Source organism: Armatimonas sp. (genome assembly GCF_031410135.1).
GTDB lineage: Bacteria > Armatimonadota > Armatimonadia > Armatimonadales > Armatimonadaceae > Armatimonas.
In genome coordinates this window covers 1-3,370 of record NZ_JANNYP010000071.1, presented here as the reverse complement: position 1 = coordinate 3,370, position 3,370 = coordinate 1, and the positions used below count along the sequence as shown (strand labels likewise).

Below are 3,370 nucleotides of genomic sequence, written 5' to 3'. Positions count from 1 at the left end.
GAGGGTGTGCAAGACAAAGAGATCGCGCTCTAGGATCTCGGGCTCCGTGAGGCACAGCCCCCCGAGCAGGTCTTTCTCAAACGGGTCAGTGCCCGCGTTGTAGATCGCCAGCGCTATCTCTCCCATGCTGCCGACGGTCTCTAAAAACTCCGGGAGCTGGGCCTTGAGCAAGCTGAGATAGAGTGGCCCCGCCGTGCCATCTTTGAGCGGAATCGGCCAGTCGAGGCGCTGCCGGGCAAGCGTGTCGCTGAAGGGATAGCGGTCGGCGTTGAACATGTCAAAGAGCCAGACACTGCGGTCATCGAGAAAGCAGTGCGCCACGCCGTTGCCCATGTGCGCGTCCAGGTCGATGTAGGCGATATTTCCCATCAGCCCCTCGCCACGCAGAATGGCGATAGCGACGGCGATATCGTTAAAGAGGCAGAAGCCCTCTCCTTGGTCGGGCTTGGCGTGGTGGTAGCCGCCCGAGAGATTAAAGACCAGTTCGCGCTCCGCCACCGCCGTTCGCGCCGCCAGGATCGTCCCCGCCACCCCGAAGCGCATCGGGTTCAGCACCGCCAGCTCGGTGAGCTTCACCGGTAGTCCGCCAATAATCGGCAGCTCCAGCGCCCGCGCAAGATTATGTGCGTGGCGCAAGCTTGCCAGATACGCCGCGCTGTGAACGCGCAACAGATCTTCCTCACCCACCGGCTCCTTCACTGTCAAAGCATTTTCGTGGAGCTGCGGCACTTTTGCCCACGCCTGGCTGTATTTCTTCGCGTCGAACGGGTGCAGCTTCTCCAGACCGAAGAAGTTAATATCAAAGCGCGGCGAGTAGACGACTTTCATAGTTTCGTGGCTATTCTATCTTTCTTTTCGTAGCGGCTCCCAGCGGGCATAGGTCAGGCAGCGCAGAAGCCACTCGTCGGGGCCTTGCCGAAATCTTTGAAGCCAGAGTTTACTGAGCAGGAGCTGTGCTCCCCAGAGAAGAGGTGCAAAGAGAAGGAGCTGACTTGCCCCCCAGAGCCCAAACTGCCCCAGACCCCAGCCACAGAAAACAAAAGAGGCAATCATGGCCTGCCCGAGATAGTTCGTCAGTGACATCTGGCCTGCGGGAGCAAGCCAGGCCAGGCGATGGCGTAGTACGAGGACACCAAGGAGATACAGTGCCGAGAGCGCCGGGGCGGCGAGTGCCTCCAGGACGAGGCTCGCAAAGTGCTCGGGGCGGGAGGCGTAGAGTGCGTTTCCTCCGATACCCAAGAGCAAGAGCAGGGGAAGCGTGCACCTGAGGAGTCGCTTAAGGCGCTCGGTTTTCTCCAGTAGCTGCTCTTTGCCCGCCGCCAGCCCGAGCGCAAAGAGCCCCAGAGCACTGGGCCAGTTGAAGAGGGGCGTAAAAACATAGAAGACGATCAGGTCTTTCAGGCGCTGCTGAATCGCATCGGTAAACGTGCCTCGGTAGCCAGGTTCTGTTGACGGGACTGACGAGAGTAGTGTCCCCGTCGCGTTGGAGAGAAGCATCGCGAGCACGACGCGCCCTAAGACCGCTAGGACAAGCATACCGAGAGAGAACCTTACTAAAGAGAGCACAGAGCGCTTTCGCAGCGCCCAGAGAACGGTTCCCAGCAAGGCATAGGAGACAAGAATATCGCCCATGAAAAAGCAGGTGGCGTGCCAAACCCCAAAAAGTGCCAGTCCCAAGAGCCGTCGTGCATAGCGCGGCCCGAGTGTCGTGTCTTGGTGCTCTGCACGCGCAAGCTGAAGCGAGAGGCCGTATCCAAAAAGAAACGAAAACAGAAGATAAAACTTCGACTCGAAGGCGAAGCTGACGATCCAGGATGCGAGGCGGTCCCAAGGCGTGGCTTCCAGCGAGGCGGGCACGGGATCGAGGCCATGCGCTAAAAACGTGAGATTGACCACCAGGATTCCCAGGAGGGCAAAGCCTCGTAAGAGATCCGGCAGAGCCAGTCGCTCCGGGAGTAGTATTTTTGATTGAATATTCATTCTATTTTCTTTCTAAAAAAAGAGGCTCTCAGGAAAGCCCTACAAAGCGCTCCAAAAGCTGCTGAAGCACGTCGGATGAGAGAGGCAAGGTCTCTTGAATGGCAGTGTTCAGGATGATCCCATCTAAACAAATACCGATAAGAGCCGCTAAAAGCTCCGTATCGAGGTCACGGGGGAGCTCGCCCCGGTGCGTGGCGGCATCTAAAAGCAGACGGAACGAGGTGACAAAGGCATCATCTGCGGCGCGAAATGTTGCACGGACACTCGGGTTACGTGAAGCCTCGACACTCGCCTCAATGTAGAGCCGCGCCTCGCCGTTTTGGGCAAGCCAGTGAGTGAGTCGCTCTGCGAGGCGAGCGAGGGCGAGTCGCAAGGTAGGGAGAGTCTCTAGCTCCGCCATAAGACTACCCGTCGCCCGATGCGCTTGCTGGGCAATAGCCTGGATGATCTGCTCTTTACTTTCAAAGTAATGGTAGACCAGCCCAGGGCTAAGCTTCGCCTCCGCGCAGACTTCTTTCATGGAGGTCTGGTGAAACCCACGGCGGATAAAACAGGTAGCGGCGGCTTGGAGAATCTCGCTTCGGCGCTGGTCGGTACGTTGGGACATAATGGATTTCCTTTTTTTAGAATGAACGTTCGATTTATATCATGCATTCTTGAAAACTGTCAAGACGCGGAGACAGATTTATGGCCCTACCCGCCTTGGACGACAAGCTTTTTCAGCCCCCGAGCCAGCAAAAATCTCCCCGTGAGTACAAAGAACGCTGTCCAAGCGAGCTGATGCAGAAGAATACCTCCTACCTCACTAGCATCGCGGCTTCCCACCCAGAGCGAGAACGGCGCGTCTACCATGCCGGTGAAGGGGAGGAATCCAAGGAGGGGTTTGAGGCCGTCGGGCATGAGGGCAAGGGGAAGTATCTGGCCGGAGAGGACGGCGACAAGTCCAGGGGCGATTCGTGCGATGCCGTCGCCGGAGATTGTCCAGAGAAGCGAGATCGTAATTAGCGTGCACCACGCGGCGATCAGGGCCACGGCTCCCGTAAGCGCGAGGAGAAAGGCGAAAAACGCGGCGATTGAGTGCGGGGGCTGCATGCCTAGAAACGCCATGCCTATCACGAAGATCGGCAGGCAGCGCAGGATAGTTGGAGCCACGCGGTTGGCGGCGTTGCGGGTGAACCAGAGGGTGTAGAGGTCGAGCGGACGGGCCAGCTCGTAGGCGACCGTGCCATCGCGCATCATGGCTCGCACTTCCGGGTCGGGGTTAGAGGTGAAGGGCGAGAGGGCGAAGAACGCTTGGACGAGCCAGGAGTAGGTGACCATCTGCGCCTCAGGGAGCGGTGGAGTGGTGTGGCTACTGTGGTAGAACGCCTGCCGCATCGCCACCAGCGCC

The 3,370-nt window shown here is 58.5% G+C and carries 4 protein-coding genes; all 4 read right to left on the bottom strand.

The window, feature by feature from the left end; genetic code table 11:
• A partial coding sequence (locus RMO15_RS02525; protein ID WP_309707498.1) for a histone deacetylase occupies nt 1-828 on the bottom strand: 828 nt, incomplete at its 3' end.
• Between the two features lie 15 nt (nt 829-843).
• On the bottom strand, nt 844-1,980 hold the full coding sequence (locus RMO15_RS02520; RefSeq protein WP_309707497.1) for a DUF418 domain-containing protein: 1,137 nt from the start codon (nt 1,978-1,980) through the stop codon (nt 844-846).
• A 28-nt stretch (nt 1,981-2,008) separates the two neighbouring features.
• Nucleotides 2,009-2,587, bottom strand: a complete 579-nt coding sequence (locus RMO15_RS02515) for a TetR/AcrR family transcriptional regulator (protein WP_309707496.1) — start codon at nt 2,585-2,587, stop codon at nt 2,009-2,011.
• Nucleotides 2,588-2,673: 86 nt separating this feature from the next.
• A partial coding sequence (locus tag RMO15_RS02510) for a hypothetical protein (RefSeq protein ID WP_309707494.1) occupies nt 2,674-3,370 on the bottom strand: 697 nt, incomplete at its 5' end.

What these genes read in the sequence shown, in the direction of transcription:
- RMO15_RS02520 (WP_309707497.1), bottom strand. Translation starts at nt 1,980, where the DNA reads ATGAATATTCAATCAAAAATACTACTCCCGGAGCGACTGGCTCTGCCG.
- RMO15_RS02515 (WP_309707496.1), bottom strand. Translation starts at nt 2,587, where the DNA reads ATGTCCCAACGTACCGACCAGCGCCGAAGCGAGATTCTCCAAGCCGCC.